The 16721-nt window shown below is 33.6% G+C and carries 14 protein-coding genes; 6 read left to right on the top strand and 8 right to left on the bottom strand.

Features of this window, described 5'->3' with window-relative positions; genetic code table 11:
- Positions 1-98: 98 nt before the first annotated feature.
- From IEV85_RS17430 to IEV85_RS17400, 8 genes are all read right to left on the bottom strand, one after another.
- Positions 99-1064 (bottom strand): DUF4238 domain-containing protein, encoded by a 966-nt coding sequence (locus IEV85_RS17430; protein ID WP_188465814.1) that lies wholly within the window; start codon positions 1062-1064, stop codon positions 99-101.
- 6 nt (positions 1065-1070) lie between these two features.
- A complete protein-coding gene (locus IEV85_RS17425) occupies positions 1071-1559 on the bottom strand; it encodes a hypothetical protein (RefSeq protein WP_188465812.1) in 489 nt (162 codons plus the stop codon).
- 31 nt (positions 1560-1590) lie between these two features.
- Positions 1591-4251, bottom strand: a complete 2661-nt coding sequence (locus IEV85_RS17420) for a restriction endonuclease (RefSeq protein ID WP_188465810.1) — start codon at positions 4249-4251, stop codon at positions 1591-1593.
- 5 nt (positions 4252-4256) lie between these two features.
- On the bottom strand, positions 4257-5870 hold the full coding sequence (locus IEV85_RS17415; RefSeq protein ID WP_229712638.1) for a site-specific DNA-methyltransferase: 1614 nt from the start codon (positions 5868-5870) through the stop codon (positions 4257-4259).
- 138 nt (positions 5871-6008) lie between these two features.
- Positions 6009-6197 (bottom strand): hypothetical protein, encoded by a 189-nt coding sequence (locus IEV85_RS24920; RefSeq protein WP_229712637.1) that lies wholly within the window; start codon positions 6195-6197, stop codon positions 6009-6011.
- A 64-nt stretch (positions 6198-6261) separates the two neighbouring features.
- The gene (locus IEV85_RS17410; protein ID WP_188465808.1) at positions 6262-8205 is read right to left on the bottom strand and encodes a DUF3732 domain-containing protein; all 1944 of its coding nucleotides are present in this window, start codon (positions 8203-8205) and stop codon (positions 6262-6264) included.
- Positions 8206-8207: 2 nt separating this feature from the next.
- Positions 8208-8702, bottom strand: a complete 495-nt coding sequence (locus tag IEV85_RS17405; RefSeq protein WP_188465806.1) for a three component ABC system middle component — start codon at positions 8700-8702, stop codon at positions 8208-8210.
- Entirely contained in the window at positions 8699-9889 is a 1191-nt protein-coding gene (locus tag IEV85_RS17400; RefSeq protein WP_188465804.1) for an ABC-three component system protein, read from the bottom strand. The genes IEV85_RS17405 and IEV85_RS17400 overlap by 4 nt, the downstream gene beginning before the upstream one ends.
- A gap of 238 nt (positions 9890-10127) precedes the next feature.
- Between IEV85_RS17400 and IEV85_RS17395 the strand changes: the two genes are divergently transcribed.
- The 6 genes from IEV85_RS17395 to IEV85_RS17370 all read left to right on the top strand — a co-directional run bounded on the left by IEV85_RS17395 (position 10128) and on the right by IEV85_RS17370 (position 16717).
- Positions 10128-10748, top strand: coding sequence for a hypothetical protein (locus IEV85_RS17395; RefSeq protein WP_188465802.1), 621 nt, complete (start codon positions 10128-10130; stop codon positions 10746-10748).
- 275 nt (positions 10749-11023) lie between these two features.
- Complete coding sequence (locus tag IEV85_RS17390; protein ID WP_188465800.1) at positions 11024-12322, top strand: tyrosine-type recombinase/integrase; 1299 nt, start codon at positions 11024-11026, stop codon at positions 12320-12322.
- Positions 12309-13274, top strand: a complete 966-nt coding sequence (locus IEV85_RS17385; RefSeq protein WP_188465798.1) for a hypothetical protein — start codon at positions 12309-12311, stop codon at positions 13272-13274. The genes IEV85_RS17390 and IEV85_RS17385 overlap by 14 nt, the downstream gene beginning before the upstream one ends.
- A 67-nt stretch (positions 13275-13341) precedes the next feature.
- Positions 13342-13623: a helix-turn-helix domain-containing protein gene (locus IEV85_RS17380; protein WP_188465796.1), complete on the top strand. Its 282-nt coding sequence runs from the start codon at positions 13342-13344 to the stop codon at positions 13621-13623.
- A complete protein-coding gene (locus tag IEV85_RS17375; protein ID WP_188465794.1) occupies positions 13613-15952 on the top strand; it encodes a hypothetical protein in 2340 nt (779 codons plus the stop codon). The genes IEV85_RS17380 and IEV85_RS17375 overlap by 11 nt, the downstream gene beginning before the upstream one ends.
- 105 nt (positions 15953-16057) lie before the next feature.
- Positions 16058-16717, top strand: a complete 660-nt coding sequence (locus IEV85_RS17370; RefSeq protein ID WP_188465792.1) for a hypothetical protein — start codon at positions 16058-16060, stop codon at positions 16715-16717.
- The last annotated feature ends 4 nt before the right edge of the window (positions 16718-16721 follow it).

Genomic DNA, 16721 nt, shown 5'->3' with positions numbered 1-16721 from the left:
CCTCATTAAGCTGATTTTCAGCTATTCGCCAATTAAATTACCCCCATGATGTTTCAGGCTACTTTTTAATTGGAAACTTATCCACACAACATGAAAAATTATTTTATTTTAGCACCTGAGTAGTTACGAAATATGTAATTTAAAAAATGTATCAATATCTTGTTTAATTTGGTCTGTGTTATCTCACCTTCACTTATAATTTTATAGAAATCTTTGGTTTTTAATTCACGAAGTTCTTCATTAGAATTCACATGCACACTAAGGGTGACATCTAAAAAGGCTATTTTATTAGGGCTGTTCAAAATATCATTGACAAAACTTCTCCAATAGTCAGAGCGAACCATTAAATTTGGTGTCAGTTGCGTTATTATTGCCCAACATTTGTCTGAAACTACCTTATTATCTGAGATGTCTTTCAACATTTCATGGTAGAGATTTTCTAAATCCGTATTTAGTGATTCAAAAATTCTTGGAAACCTATCATCTTCACTTTCGATATCAAACACATTGGTTTCTGATGTGAAATTCCCAATACTTTTTTGCCTAATAAATTTTTCTCCTTTCTGTAGAACAGAAACTTTCCATTGATTACCATTTAAGTAGCCAAATTGCTTTAAATAAACCTGAGGTAACTTATGTTGAAATTGCTTAGGCGGATGTTTTAAAACTGTAAATTCATTGAAGATTTGATGCGCATCGTCAAAAGTAGTTTTTATACCTGCTTTAAAGTTTTCGACTAGTAATTCTAAAACTTGAAAAATTTTAACCTTATCCACAGCGGTAACAAGCACTATTGAATACACTTCTGATTCAACTGTGCGTAGCTCTAAAAGAGTATCTCCTGCTCTTCTTATTTTTTTTATTTCACTATAATTTATCTTTCTTTTTGTAGTTCTATTAGGGAAATAAAGGTGTGAATCTGTGAAAAATAATGTCTCATAATCACCTTGAAATACAAAAAGAATACCCTCTTCCTGAGATATAGATTCAATATTTTCATCAATCCAATCTAACTGCTTTTGAGTAATGGATTCAGCTTTTCTGCTATAAAAATTGTAATCCATATTTAATCAGTTATCGGTTAAATGCTCGGTTAATTGCATATCCTGAAAAAAGTTACACAATAGCTCATGACGATGATCATTCAAATAATAAGATGAGTAGTAATGTTCGTCCTCAGTAGCTAACAATTTTAATTTTTGTGCTTCCTCAAATGTTTTTTGCATTTGAGTAATTTTTACTTCCGCCCTTGTGTTTTTTGCCAATGTTATCAATTCCTTCAGGTCTTTATCATGTTCTTCAAAGCCTGAGCAAAATTCGATTATCAAGTCTTTATCATCAAAGTGAAAATTCTCATGTAGTTCAGGGGCAATTGTATTATAAATTTTAAGCAATCTTTCTGACTCTTCAAATTGGTCATAATTGCCAAATTCATTGTGGAAAGTATCAGCGTAATTAATTACATAATACTTATCCTTCTCACTATAATTACTTTTTATAAAGTGAGTTTTTCCTGTAAGGGGCGCACCTATTATGAAATGTATTGTCTTTGTTTTCACTTTCAAATTAATTGCTCTTTTTCATTTCCTTTTAGGATGATGGTACTAACTGACCTACTTTATTCACAACTTTATATTCCAGGTCAGAGAATTCTTTAAAATGAGCTTCACCGCATTTTATTTTCATTTGCTCATCTCCACTAAGTTTTGATAAGTCGACTTGTGGAGTGCCTGTTTCTTTGGTTTCAGCAACAAAATAGATTTTCTTATCATCTTCAAATACTAATGCCCAATCAGGATTGTAATTACCAATTGGGGTAGGTATTTTAAACCAATTTGGAAGTTTAAAATAGAATTTAATTTGATCGCTAGTTTCGCAGTCCTTGGCAAATTTACTTTCAACCCCTGAGTCCAAAGGAACAAATTCTTCATAAATGGTTTTTGAAGAGTCAGAAACCTTAAATGAAAAGTCATTCAAATATACTTCCAATTCCTGAGCTTCAAATAATGCCATTTCATATTCAGAACCACCAATTTTCTGATACTTTATTCCATCAATTATTAAATTGTACAAAGTTCTCTTAATAGCGTGTGTAGCTAAATCTAAAAATAATTGCGGATTGATGATAATGTCTTTAATTCTATCTGAATTACTTAATATTTCTTCGATTGTTGACCTTGTTAATTCTGTTTTGCTTTGAATATACCCTAACACATCAGGAATTTTCCATGAGTAGCCCCCATAAGATTCAACCTTATCTCCTGCATACATTGTGTCAACACCTTCATCTGTCATATTAATTTGAACTTTCGTTGAACGAATGGAAGGTGATTTGATTTCAGGTAATTCCTTGATGGCTTTCGATGCCATCTTAATTAACTCGTCTGTTTTATAGTCTACTCTATAAGTGGTTTTATTTTTTAGCTTTTCCCAGATTTCCAAGAATTTTGGGTCGGCTTCAAATCCTTTACGGTACTTAATAGCGGTTCGGTCTCTTGTGTTTTTGATTCTTCCTGTAAATGCTACCCCACATTCGTCCTCAATTTCTTTTTGTAAAGCTTTGGCAAAATCATCATAAGCTTCATTAGCAATAACTGTTAAGCGATTTATATTTTGGTCGTAAATTCTTTTTCCTGTTTGATCAACCGCCAAACGCAATCCTCTGCCAATTTCCTGACGTTTCTTAATTTCTGATTTGGTTTCATTTAACGTACAAATCTGAAAAACATTAGGATTATCCCATCCTTCACGTAAAGCAGAATGAGAAAAAATGAAACGAAGTGAATTATCTAATCCCAACAATTTTTCCTTGTCTTTCATAATTAAACTGTATGTGTCATCATCCGCTTTGGTTTCACCCGAGGTGTCTTTGAAAGCACCTTTTTTATCTTGTGAAAAATAGCCATTATGGGTCTCTTGCACAGGAAATTTATCCAACTCTTTAAAGGCAGGTTTTGATATGTATTCCATATAAATTTCTTCAAACCATTTAGCAAATTTCCCCTCTTCAGGATTACCAGTTGAATCATAAGCTCTATAATTCGCAACTTTATCGATGAAGAACAAGGATAAAACTTTGATACCTTCTTTATTCAGCCGTTTCTCCTTTTTTAGGTGTTCTTCAATTGTTTTACGAATTTGAAATTTCAATACTTCATCAGTTAAACCTCCCTGCCTATCACCCTTATAGAGTATGTTTCCGTTTGAAAGAGAAATGCATTGGTTTGAGGCATCAATTCCATCGACAATGTAGCCATCTGAGTAAATTTCTCTTTCGTTAGATAGTTTGTACAAATCATCGCCTTTTTTTACGGTTACTGATTTCTTTTTGACTCCCCCATTTTCATTAATATTGATGGAAATCTTAGCACTAATTTTTGTTTTAGTCGGTTTAATAGAATCTAATTGCAAAAAAGCATCATTGTAAGCATTTTCTTCAATGATGGAATCAACTTCAATTTGCTTTACAAGTCCTAAATCATAAGCCTTTACAGGATTGAGACTGTAGGTGAGGTTATATTGGTTCCTGTGAGTTGCAGAATAGCGAAGTGTACAAAGTGCATCTAAATTATCAATAGCCGCAATACGTTTTTCTGTTTCCATATTTTGTGGCTCATCTGCAATTACAATCGGACGGGTAACTTGAATAAACTCAACGGGTTTTTGTCCATTAAGCCTATCATTAGGTTTATTTATAACATTCTCATCTTTGGCAAATGAATCAATATTGATTACTAAGACTTCAATATTATTAGTTGTCGCAAAACCTCTCAAAGCGGAAACTTTAGAGCTGTCATAAACTTGAAAACTTAAAGGAACATTATCATAAAGCGTTTGAAAATGGTTATGAGTGATTTCCAAATTTTTCATTACTCCTTCACGGATAGCAACAGATGGTACTACTATCACAAACTTTTTGAATCCATACAATTTATTTAGTTCATAAATGGAACGCAGATAAACATATGTCTTACCTGTTCCCGTTTCCATTTCTACGGAAAAATTCATCCCATCTAATTTCCCTGAAATAGGGATATTATTTTTCTTTTGTATGTTTTGGAGATTTGAAAGTATTTGTTCTTTAGATATAATCAGATTGTTACTAACTCCATTTATCAAGTTCAAAGTACCTTCTTCTTTTAGATTAAATTCCAAAATAGAATCTTCCAACGGTTGCCCTTCAAATAAATCTGTTATGGATTTTATAGCTTCCTGCTGATAGTTAAGATCGGATTCAAACGTTAATTTCATAGAGTTTATATCGTTTTAAATTCCACTCCTGCATCTTTCATTTGTAGAACGGCATTTGTTTTTAATTGGTCATTACCTTTAAAGAGTTTGTCTAAGGCAATTACCTTCATTGGTTTCTCAGAAATTACTGAATCAATAATTTCCTGCGTAGCTTTTTCTAAGATGAAAACTAATTCATCACCATTGATTTTATAAATGTCATTTATTTTATCAATTCTACTATTCAAATCTTTGCCACTTTTTAAAAGAAGTTCATGGACCATGTTCTCAATTGTTGCAGATTTGGATACGGGATCAACAAACATTTTCATTTGCTCTGCTAATGCCTTGGCATCTTTTCCCCCTATTTGTTGCCATTGCTTGAAGTTACTTTCATTCAATTTTAATACTTTAAAACCCAAATCCTGATTATTTAATTGGTTGATTTTGGTTTTAAGATTTGCAATTTCAGATATGGTTTCATCGGTAGGAATTTCTTCTTGTAATTTTGTGATTTTTGACTCTAACGTATTTTTGCTTTCATTTAGCTCCTTACTTATAATTTTACTCGCTCTGCGGATTCTTTCTAAAGATATATTTGCAATGTTGCTGTAGCCTGCCTCGTGAGCTTTATTTTTTTCATTAATCTTTTCAGGTAGTTGTACGCAAATAAATTTTCGGTTATTCATGTCCTCTTTATTCAAGTCCATCACAGCATGTGCGATAGACCCTGAACCTGCAAAAAAGTCAAGAACGACATCATCTTGCTTGGTTGCAACTTTTAAGATTTTCTTTAAGAGTTTTATTGGCTTTGGTGTTTCAAAGTATGATTCCCCATCAAAAAGCTTTCTTAGTTCTTGACTCGCCTCTTGATTATGACCTGCTTCTTGATGTTTCCAAATTGTCATAGGTTTTATACCATCTTGTACATCTTTTAAAAATCTCTTTAATCTTGGCACATTGTTACCATCAATTCCAAACCATATCCTGTCGTCTTTCAGTAGCTCTTCGTATTTATCCTTAGAAAACCGCCAACTTCTACCAGAAGGTGGATTGAATTTATTTCCTTTTGGTGATGTAATTGTATACAAGCCCGCCTTTTGAACATCTTTTCTTAATAAATCGCCTGATGTCCATACTCCTCTTTCATCATTATCAAGATTTTTGTATCTCTTTAATATTGCCTCTGTTCGCTCTAATAAATTAGGGAACCAATTTTCTTTATTCTTTCCATAACATAAAATATAATCATGGTTATCAGAAAACCACTTTGCATCATTTTGCGGAGAAAATTTCTTCTCCCATATGATGGAAGCTATAAAATTTTCTTCTCCGAAAATTTCGTCCATTAATAACCGTAGATTATGGACCTCATTGTCATCAATAGATAAAAATATGGCTCCGTCTTGTCGTAACAGATTTTTGGCTAAGTAGAGTCTTGGCATCATCATATTGAGCCAATTGCTATGGTATTGTCCATTTTCCTTACTATTCTTTTTGAACATACCATCTTTGGTCATATACCCTTCTTCATCTTTGTCGCCTACACGCTTTTCATAATCGGCTTTGCTTTCACTAAACTTGTCGGGATATATAAAAGAGTCATTTCCTGTATTGTAAGGTGGGTCTATGTAAATCATTTTTACTTTCCCGAAGTAGCTTTTCTGTAGTACTTTTAATACTTCAAGATTTTCACCTTCAATAAATATATTTTCCGTATCGTCAAAATTTATGCTTTCATCTTTGGCAGGTGTTAAGGTCTTAGTGGTTGGTGTTTGCTAGATTTTAAATGCATCACTTTTTCCTGCCCAATTGAGTACATATCTTTCGTTCGAGAAGTTGATGTTTTCTCCAAGAGTTGCTTTCAGTTTTTCCCAATCTATTTTCCCCTCTGTGAAAGCTTCGGGTAGTACCTCCCTCAAAGCATTTAATTTTTCTTGTTCAGGTGTCAGACTTGTTCCGTCCATATATAATTATACTTTTCTCTTAATTAATTTTAACTTGGTTGTAGTATTCTTTTTTAAAATACCTTTATTCAGTTCTTTTACCATCGATTGTTAACCAATCATTTGGAATTAACTTTAATCCGTCTCTCCATACTTCAACTACAGAGTCCTCAAAATTTTTATTTTTGAGAAATGCGTGGTCAGTAATAATAACCTGCAATTTTGGATTTAATGACGAAACAACCTTAAATATAAAGTTAAACATTTTATTAACAGCTATTTCATCAGCGCTAACTTCAACAACATCATCAGTTTTGTCAGGTGGATAGTATACCTGAGTAGGTTGATCAATAATTATAAAATTAGGTACGGGTCTATCATGTTGGATGAAATGTTGATGTAAGGCAAAAACGATAAGCAGATGATAAGCAACCCAATTTGCTCCACTGCCTATCTGTGGCAATGCAATTGGTTTAGTTTCAGAATCAATGAACATTGTCAACTTATTTATATCGAATCGAATTGGATTTCGGACGTATTCAACATCCAATTCTTCAACCCACTTACTCATTTGCAAGTTAATTTTATTTAAAATCGAAAGTAAAAGTTCACGTTCATTTTCACTGTCAACTATCTTTTCAAGGTCGAGAATACGTGATTTTAAATTTTCTATTTTAGATTCAGTACCTTCGGTTTCTTCCTCTACATCAATACTTTCTAAAAATAAACTTACACGCCCAATTATTTTACCTCTTCGAATATTTAAGTCTCTAATTGTTCTTGCTTTTTCATTTTCTAAATATAAAGCTGAAATGCTTTTTTCTATAGTCTTTAATTCTGTCTCTATTGAATGGTATTGTTCATCAATAGAATCTAAGTAAAGTTGGATTCTTGGACTCTCAGCCTTTGTAAATTTTAAATCATCTCGGATTGTCTTCAGAGAATTGTTAATGTTTTCAATTGATGGAATTGGACTTTCTAATTCGTTTTCGCACAATGGGCATAAAGATTCATTTTCCACATTATCAGAATACAAATTAATCGATTCAAGTCTCACTTCTTGCTGCTTGGCTTCTGCTGAATAGCCGAAAGAATTTTTTAAATAATCTGAGGCAGCTTTTTTGTTATCCGAGATTTTGCTAAGGTCATCTTTTAGCTCATTCCTTTTATCAATTAAATCTTTTAACCCTGAGTTTTCTGCTGTGACAGTTAGGGGTTGGTATTCCCAATTGACTATATAATTTAAAATTGAATATATTTCCTTTTGCTGTGAAGGGTTTGGAGTATTCTCTATAATCCCAATTTCTTTTGCTTCTTCTATTAAAGAATAAGCTTGACTTATTCCTTCTGTTTCTATTTTTTCTGCTTCTCTTTTTTCTCGTAGGAGTCGATTTAGTTGTTTTTTAAGTTGATTAATCTCACTTTCGATGGCTAATGAATTTTCATTAACTGCTCCTAAAAAATATGGAAGGGTATCCTTAATCGACTGTGGTACAAATTCTTTATTTTGATTATAAAAAAGTTGGTATGGGTCAGCAACTAAATACTGTGGTTGGTAGCAGTAAAATCGTGAGTGTTTAAAATTAGCTTTAAGAGGCTCTCGTGTTAGTGAATCAGGAACATGAACATTTTCCGAGATTCCAATTTTTCGACTTAAAAAGTCTTTTAGAGCATCTATATTTATATTGGGAATTATGTTTTCGAAATTCGGAATGTTATCACCTGTACTACGTGATAGGTAAACAGAGGTGGAAGTCTGTTGACCCTTTACATTTGGATTCTCTCGTGCAATGAAGGCAGAGCTGTTATCATTAAATTTTAATAGAATCGAAAAATATGAAACAGTATCTCGTATAATTCCCTCAGGAATATCACAGGATGTTGAAGCTAAACAATAATTTATTATTTCTATTAATGCAGACTTTCCTGACTTAGATTCCCCTGTTATTATATTAACTTCTCCGAGATTGAATGACAATATCCGTTGTTCCCCTTTATGACTGAATAATATAATTTTTTGTATCTGCATAGTTATGGTGTAATTCTTAAAAATGAGTATATGGATTTAACATCACTTGTGGTAGACAGCCACTTACCAAGCATTGCTGCTTTTTTTAAAATATTATTGTATTCTTCGTATTCATCCTTTTTCATTATTTTTAATCCAGAACCAATAGCAATTAATTTAGCATGTTCATTTATTTCTAACTTTTTATGAGCTAATAAAAACATCATGGCTTCTTTTGTATATTTAACCATGCTTTTTGTACGTTTGGCAAAATCAAAAAATAAGTCATCATTTTTCTCAACCCAAACAAAAAAGTAAGTCGTAACTGACCTTGGCATTCTCTTTCTTGTATCATTATGTAATACGATTGGTAATATTAAAAAAGCAAATGCGTAAGGGAATTCCGTTTTGGAATGTTTATTATATTCTTTTATAGCAATCCTTATAATTTCTCCGCAAAAAGCAGGGTTAAAAAGATTGGCTACAATGGTATTACGTTCTGTCCATCCAATACTCATAGCTCTTTTTTGTAATTAGGATGCCATCCAATTTTTTTTGTATCTGCAAGGATTTGATAACTCCCTCTTGTTAAATAATCTTCATTGAACTTTTCTCGAATTTTAACTTGGGGACAAGTTTTAGCAAATTGTTCCAAATAAAAATTCTTTCCTAAATCAGGTAATTCTTCCATATTTCTATCTTCTGCTTCATCACACATTATGTCATAAATATTTTTCCAATAATCAAGTAATTTAGAATCAAAAAGCTCTTCTTCCTCAGGATTTAGTAAGTGTAGTCTTAACCATTTTGAACGTTGTTCAAAAGCTCTTCTAAAATCACTAATTGCTCTCTTTAAAGTTTTTGACTTAGTCTTTATGTTGATTATTTCCAATTGCTTAATAAATGTCCTGTCTTTCAAACTTTCCACATCATCATCTGTAATTTCTAACTGCTGAGGAAAATGATTTGGCAAATTATCCGATTTAAAGGTGTCACTTATATTTGCAATTTTCAACTGTAATTCACTTGCACTAATAGAATCTATTTGAGATGTTAAATTTTCAATTGATTTGGTAAACCACCAACCTTCTAAAATTTCAAGGAATGCATCTAAAGAATTAGGGTAAGTTGAATATATCAACTCCTTTTTAATTTTGGAATTAATTTCTGTGATTCCGATTGAGTTGTCTAAAATCCTTATTCGTTTTATTAGTTTCCGCTTATTTTCAAGAGAAAGGCTTTGATAAGCCATATATGCTTTTTGGTTGGTTACATTTTTAGATTCAAATGAAATTTTATCCAAACTATCTACTATTTCTGATACATGGCTATCGAGGGTGATATTAGACTTGAATCTGAATAGTAAGCTTGATGTAGGTATTTTTTCAGTTGTAATTAAATTAAAAATGGTATTATCAATATCAATTCTGCTATTGTTTATATGTTCTGCCCATATTCTAATTGTCTTCCAAAAATCTACACTTCCATCAGTCAAGTTAGCCTTGTTTTTAATATGCAACTTAGTTTGCATAAGTTTAAGAGTATTCACATCTTCAATCTCCACATCATCTAAGTTCTCAATTTTAATTTTTGGATTTTCAAGCTCTTTAGAATTAGATAGTAAGATTAGTAAAGCATACTTGATTTGATAAAAATAACCAAGAGAGGGTTCCTTTGCTGAAAAATCGGTAAGGGTTTTAGCCATAGTATAAATTTTAATTCAACTCTTTCTATTTTTCAGCACTAAGTAAATCCTTAATGTATGATATTTCATTTGCCTTTGACCAGGTTATTATCACTTGCAATCTAAAGTTTTTTTTAAACTATTAAAATTTTACTTAACTGTTTAGGTTGTCAATCAATTCAGTTTCCTATTTGAGTGAAAAATTTCATGTTGAAGAGCGGTAGTGAATTAAGCTATATAGAGAAAAGAAATATTAATTATGAAATTACTATCACCAAATAGCGGAATATTTGAGGCAGAGAATATTTACCAATCTTGTTTAGTTACCCATGCATATTTAGAAAATGGAACAGAGAAAACATATTACTTTATGTTCGAATATATACCTGAATTGAATCTTTTCAGTACATACCTTACCCAAGGTAAATGGACTTATTATAATGGAGAAATTTTTAATGCAGAAACTAAGAATGTTATAGATTTTGGTAAAGAGAGTACCTTTCAAAATTATACTTATGTAGAAGGGCAGTTGGTCAACTGTGAGAAGTTAAGCCCTGTAGGTAAATTGAAACTCAACAAGACAACTGAACATCTATATTTGGTACACCAAGGGGAGTACGATTGCTATTTTTATTCTACTGCAAGTAATTCTTCTTTTCCCTTTAAGTGCCACTATTTATTACTCGACAATGGTAGAATGGATATCCCTGTTTACCGTGTTTTGGAAAAAGATGAATTTTATTACTTTCAGCTCACGCCAAAACATTTAATTTGTTGGAAGCAAACTGACTCTATTGATAACTATTTCTCTATTGATGATGCTTGGCAGGACTTATCTGTAGCATACCGAAAGCACAAGATTAGTCAGATTACAGCCTGATAAATTAGTGCAACAATCGATAGATTTTGTGCAACAATTTGATGATTTGTTGCACATTGGTCATTAAAAAACCCCTTAAATGGAATTTAAGGGGTTTTATTTAGTGAAGTGGTGATCCGTTCAGGAATCAAATTATAGATTTTATCTTACCGAGTGATATACAAAAAGACATCAAATAGCTGATTATAGAGGGTTTTTAGTAAGATGTCGTATTAGAAGATTAATAAAGATTAAGAATATTTACCAGCTATGTTACCAATTTAGTATATTTGTCTATGGCATCAGTAAATTTTTATTATAGCGATAAGAAAGCGAATCAGTCTAGGATAATGGCTCAATTGACCGATGGCAAAGATGTTCGGATAAAATTTAGTACAGGTATTAAAGCTAAAAAGAGTGAATGGAACTTTCCTGACCCAAAGAAAAAAAAGACAAAAGGTAGGTTCAAGAAAAGCGGAGGGGAAGATAAATCTAGGGATGAGAGAAACAAGCTGCTAGATGAATATGAAAAAAGGATTGAATCAATATACTTGGATGCTAAAAGTAAAGTTTATAAAATCGATGGTGCTTATATCAAGTCAAAACTATCTGAAGTAGATCCCTCAATAAGTCCAGATTATTCTGAAAATGTATTGACTTCATTGGATAATTACATAAAATCAGAAACCACCAATTCAGATAATTTTATGAGAACAGCACGGCCAGTGCTAATGTACTTATCTCGCTTCTCAAAATTGAAAGGTAAAGAGTATCTGAAATTCTCGGATTTAGATTTAATATTTCTCGAATCATATGAAAACTATTTATCAAAAGAGAAAGATGAATTTACATGGAATAGTAAAATAATTAAGAAGAAGCCATTAGCAAGCGGTACAGTATCGAGACATTTCACACACCTTCGGCTTTTAATAAAAAAATTACCCAGGGAAGTAGAGATAACAAAAGCTATTCAAGAATACCATGTAACTGAAACAAACAAAGTTGCCAGGTCCTTAAATTGGAATGAGATAAAAGCAATAATGAATATTGAGGGGCTAATTGATCAAGAATTATTAGCTCGAGATATATTTTTGCTCACTTCTTTTACTGGTTTAAGGATAACAGTAGCCACAAACTTGAGAGCTAGAGATATATCTGGCGGTTTTATTCATTGGATAAATACAAAGAATAAAGCTCAAACAGTAGTTAGTACCACTATCCACAAATACAGTCACCCGATCCTAGCACAATACAAATCATTGAACCCAACCGGAAAGCTATTTCCACCGATAGCTCAGCAAACCCTAAATGTAAAAATTAAGAATATTTGTAGAAAAGCCGGCATAGAAAAACCTGAAGAGGTCCATAATCACACCGGGAGGCATTCTTACAACTCTTTACTTTACGCTTTGGGAATAGATACCTTCATTAGAAACGAAGAAGTTGGACATGCTCACAGCTCAGTAAACGAAAGGGTTTACACAAAAGTAGATGCTCAAAAGAGAAAAACTATTATTGTGAATACTTTTGAAAATGTGGAACAGATTCTTGCTAGTAGGGCCCAAAAATTTACTAACCAGTATGATGAAATTTAGAGAAATGATGGATAGGAAAATAGATATTCAAATTAGAGATGCAAAAAGCGGTAAACTAGTATGGGATACTTCATATGATGGCTCATTCGTTAAGAAGTTTCATAAGAAAATAATATCTAATGGACTTGTACATTGTAATGTAGATAATGCTAAAAATATATTTCAAAATGATTTTAACTGGTTCAAGTTTTTTTGGTCGGACAAAGTTTATTATAGGAATGATCAAGGAGAGAGAATAGATTTAAGTTTTAGAGAAAGAGTTAGTCATGCTGCTTCGTGGGTTAATATCGATTCTAATAATTTTGAGTTTAAAACAGCTAAATCAGACATTGAAAGCTTGTACAACACCAAATTAAACATTTCAGATGTCCAAGGGAATCAACAAATCACGGAAGATCATTTTATTAAATATATTTCTACTCTGCTAGAGGATTTATTGAAAGATGAAGAAATGAGAGGGCTTACGGTGAAGACTGAGATTTATAAGAATTATCTAAGTTATAGGTTAATTGATAAGAGAAGTGAGGAAAATAAAGAGTGGAAGTCAAAAACCTTAATTGAAATATGCCGGGATGATGCCAAAGATTATTATCAGGAAGTAATAGAGGATTTACAAAAGCCAAATCAATACTGCGATGATGAGCCATTAATAACTAAGAAGGATGATCAGTTAGTTTGGAACCAAAAAATTTATGCTCATCAAAAATATAGCACTATGTTTTTGAAGTCCATTTGGCTTTATTTTTCTAAAGACTATAGGGAAAACCATCATTCATCCTACATACTATCGGAAATATTTAAGAATACTTTTCATGCAAATGCAGATAGAAAAAGTCTAGCAAAGCTATTCAACCCAGAAAGCAATGAAGATTTAGAAAAGGAAAGGATGCTGGATAATGACAAAAACCAAAAATACTACAATCCATTCTTATTGAACCCTAAAGCCAAATAGGGTAGGTGGGGTCGCATGCCCTTTAACAGCTTTTCAAATTAGCGGACATAAACAAAAATGTTATGTCATGCAAAACCCATTTGAAGAGATAAATCTAAGATTACAACGAATAGAAGAAATTATTCGCAGTAATCCAGCCCAACAACAAGCCGTAAAGGATACCAATCCGGAGGAGCGTTTAACCAGGGCAGAAGTTGCAAAGCAGTTCAAGATTAGCTTGCCTACAGTTCACAAACTCATGCTGGAAGATAATCTTCCATATGAGAAAATAGGTAGAAATACGAGATTCAGAAGAGCTGACATAGAAGCTTACTTTTCATCTAAAAGAAGGGTGGGCCATGGCAGATAAAATCGTTATAGCGGAATTAGACATCGATGTAGATGCGTTGGAAAGCAGGCAAGCTCAATTACTGAAACAGCAGCAAGCAATTAAGGATGAACAAAAGCTACTGCAGGCTGAGCTTAAGAAAACGGGGCAATTCACAGATGAACAGGCCAAAGCCTATGTGAAAAATGATGCTGCATTAAAGAACCTGAACCAAAGCTACCAGACCAATAAAAAGGTATTGGCTGAATCTACCACATCCATTGCAGGGTTGAACGATGCATTAAATAAGCAGATCAAAACAGAGCAGGCAGCAAAGGATAATAACAGGGAACTAATAAGGGTCCGGGGCCAACTCGATAAGACATCTAAGGATTATGCCAGGAATCTAGAAATCATAAACAATCGCATTGATGAAAATAATGATTTCATAGGTGAAAACGTATCGCAGTTAGAAAAGCAAAAGATAAATATTGGTAATTACGCCAGTGCTATTGAGGGAGCCACTGAGCAACTCGATAGAATGATACCAGGCTTAGGCCAGGTAACGAAAGGAATTGCCACCAAAGCAAAAGCAACCTTAGCCTCCACTACTGCGACCAGCGGAGCTACCAAAGGATTGAAGCTCTTTAGAGTTGCTCTAATATCTACCGGAATTGGTGCCATTGTGGTATTGCTCGGATCCTTAGTCTCCGCTTTCCTATCTACACAACAGGGAATCGATGCGGTCACATCCGTTACCCGTCCATTTTTTGCGGTGCTTAATAGGTTAAAAGGATTGGTTCAGGAACTTGCCGACGGAGCATTTGCCGGATTGGCTATGATACTGAACGGAAATGTTAAAGCAGGATTAGCAGTTATCAAAGAATCATTTAAAGATACCATAGGTGGAGTGTCTGAAGCTGTAAAAGGAGGCATTGAAGCCGGAAAGCAATTAGATGAACTCAGTAAGCAAATAGAAAGAACCGAAATAAGCCTCATTAAAAACCGTGCAAGGTTGAATAATGAATTTGAACGTCAAAAGTCCATAGCTGAAGATGTTACCGTTTCAGAGCGTGAAAGGATTAAAGCAGCTCAGGCAGCACAAGCAGCGCAGAACGATCTATTGAACCAGGAACAAAAATTCTTAGACCTGAAGATTAAGCGTATGGAATTGGAACAATCCCTTAATGACACCTCCCGTGAAGATGAAAAGGAACTAGCCGAACTCATTGCACAGCGTACCGACTTTGAAGCAGCTGCAACCGGAAAAAGAATATCCGTTCGTAATCTGGAAAACAGCATTCGCCAGGGAATAGCCAATCAACAAAAAGCCCGTAACGCTGAACTAGCAGCTGAAGAAGCTAAGATGTCAGCAGAAAAGCTTAAGCAATTAGACGAGGAGAGAAAAGCAGCAGCCGAAAAAGTAGCTGAAGAACTCAGGCTTGAAAAAGAAAAGAATGAGGAATTAGCCAGAATAGCCAAAGATGAGGCCGATAGATTGGCAGCAGAAGATAAGGTACGCAAGGCAATTGAATTTGAAGAAGAGCTATCTGGACTAAGAGCGCAAGGAGCTAGCAAAACCGCTATTAGACTTGCCGAACTCGATCAGCAAAGGCAGTTAGAAATTCAGGCAGCAAAAGATAGTATCCAGAATGCAGAGCTTCTACAGAGGCAAATTACTTTAATCGAGGAGAAGTATAGCCAGGCAAGAACAGAAATTAAAGCAGCAGAAGAAGCGAATGAACTGGAATTAGTTAGCCAGACCTATGCCAATATAGCTACTATCTTCGGAGAGCAGACAGCGGTAGGGAAAGCAGCAGCTATCGCACAAACAACAATAGACACCTACAAAGCAGCGCAATCAGCTTATGCAGCATTGGCAGGCATCCCGTTTGTTGGGCCGGTTCTGGGAGGTATTGCAGCAGGTGCAGCTATTTCCACAGGTCTAAGAAATGTAGCTAAGATTTCAGGTGTCGGATTACCTAAGTTTGGCAAAGGTGGTTTGCAGGAAGTTGGAGGCAAGTCACACACTGCCGGAGGAACTAAATTTTATGGTGAAGACGGAACCGCATTTGAAGCTGAAAAAGGTGAACTGATCGGAGTGATGAATAAAAACGCAGCCAGCATCTTCATGGATTATAATAACAAAAATCGTAACGGTGGATATTACAATCCTTTTATGGATATGGCTATGAGAACAGGTAATGGAGGCTTTAGCGATGCTCGCTTACATGGGGATATGGGCAAATTGTATCATGCTATTAAGAGTAAGCCTGTAAGTAGTACGAATGTAGATAAGCACGGATTCAATCAGTTTATCACAGATGGCCAAAACTCCCAAAAGTATATCAATAAGAACTTCCTTACCTAATTAAAATAACCTACCCTAATTCATGTATCGGGGTAGTTAGGGTAGCAGGTAAAATCATATTCATAGACATTTGAATATTAATTAATCACTTATAAAAACACAATAATGGCAAAATCAGATTTTACATCAATGTTAGATCAAGAGGCATTAACATTGAACAAGAAAGCAAATATCGATTGGATAGAACGATTAAACTTTCAAAAACAACTTTATAACAAATTTACTGAAAAAAATGATTTCACAGTTGAAAAATATCAGGAAATCAGATCTATTGGGCCGATTCAATATTTTGAAAAGGAGTATTTAAAAGAGCTGACCAAAGATGGAGGAGGGGAAATCAATGGACGTAAAGTGAGCGAAGAAGCTCTATTGCAGCTTTATCCTATTCCTAATGAAAGGAAAATAGCAATGCTTAAATATGAAGATGAAGCTAAGTTATTGGTAAATATTTCTAATAGAAGACGAATTCACTTTGATTGTATTGAAGTTAGGAACGGTAAGTTCATACTTAATGAAGAGAAATTAAATACACATTATACTGTGACTCTTAAGACTGCTAATCAACAGTTTGCATATGATGCAATAATTAGAATTGCAGAATCATGCAAGGAGCTTCAAGATATGGGTTTAAATATTTCGGGGGCTGCTAGATTATCTATAGGTAGAATGAATCCATTTAGAGAAACCTTAGGAAGTAAAAATAAGAACCTTCTTAATGAGGCAGACAAATTAAATATTTTGAAGAGATTACTTAGTGACGTTTAAATAA

This window comes from Marivirga lumbricoides, from assembly GCF_014636295.1.
In the GTDB taxonomy this organism is placed as follows: domain Bacteria; phylum Bacteroidota; class Bacteroidia; order Cytophagales; family Cyclobacteriaceae; genus Marivirga; species Marivirga lumbricoides.
This window is presented reverse-complemented; position numbering and strand designations above follow the sequence as displayed.